The following is an 827-nucleotide window of genomic DNA, read 5'->3' as shown; positions in this document are numbered from 1 at the left end:
ATCACTGTTGAAGCGGGTAAAACCCAAGGCAGCATCGACTTCCAGACCCCGCCGAACGATGTGTACAACAACGGCTCGACGGTTAGCGTCACAATCAAAGACGCCTCGGGCGGTAACTTCGAACAGTTGGCGCCAAACCCAACCCCAGCTGTCACGACGATCAACGATTCGATCGACACCACCACCGCGACACTGACGGCGAACCCGTCGGTCACTGAAGGTGGTGTGATCACTTATACCGTGACGCTGACCAACCCGGCTCAAACGCCGGTCACTGTGACCTTGTCCAACGGTCAGGTCATCACTGTTGAGGCGGGCAAGACCCAGGGCAGTATTGATTTCCAAACCCCGGCGAATGACGTCTACAACAACGGCTCAACCGTTAGCGTCACGATCCAGAACGCTACTGGCGGCAACTTCGAACAGCTGACTCCTAACCCAACCCCAGCTGTTACGACGATTAACGATTCGATCGATACCACTACCGCGACCCTGACGGCGAGCCCGTCGGTCACTGAAGGCGGCGTGATCACTTACACCGTGACGCTGACCAACCCGGCTCAAACGCCGGTCACCGTGACTCTGTCCAACGGTCAGGTCATTACTGTTGACGCGGGCAAGACTCAGGGCAGCATCGACTTCCAAACCCCGCCCAATGACGTTTACAACGGTGGCAGCAATTCTACCGTCAGCGTGACAATCAAAGATGCGGTTGGCGGCAATTTCGAACAGCTGACTCCTAACCCGACTCCAGCCGTCACCACGATCAACGATTCGATCGATACCACCACCGCGACACTGACGGCGAACCCGTCGGTCACTGAAGG

Annotated in this window: 1 protein-coding gene; it reads left to right on the top strand. The window is 57.1% G+C overall.

What is annotated here, in order from left to right; genetic code table 11:
* Window positions 1-827, top strand: an 827-nt coding sequence (locus IAE38_RS23655) for an immunoglobulin-like domain-containing protein (RefSeq protein WP_201219580.1), incomplete at both ends; no start/stop codon positions are given.

It is taken from the genome of Pseudomonas sp. S32 (assembly GCF_016648095.1).
Classification (GTDB): Bacteria; Pseudomonadota; Gammaproteobacteria; order Pseudomonadales; family Pseudomonadaceae; genus Aquipseudomonas; species Aquipseudomonas parafulva.
Note: the sequence above shows the minus strand (reverse complement) of the source record. Positions and strands in the feature narration are given on the sequence as shown.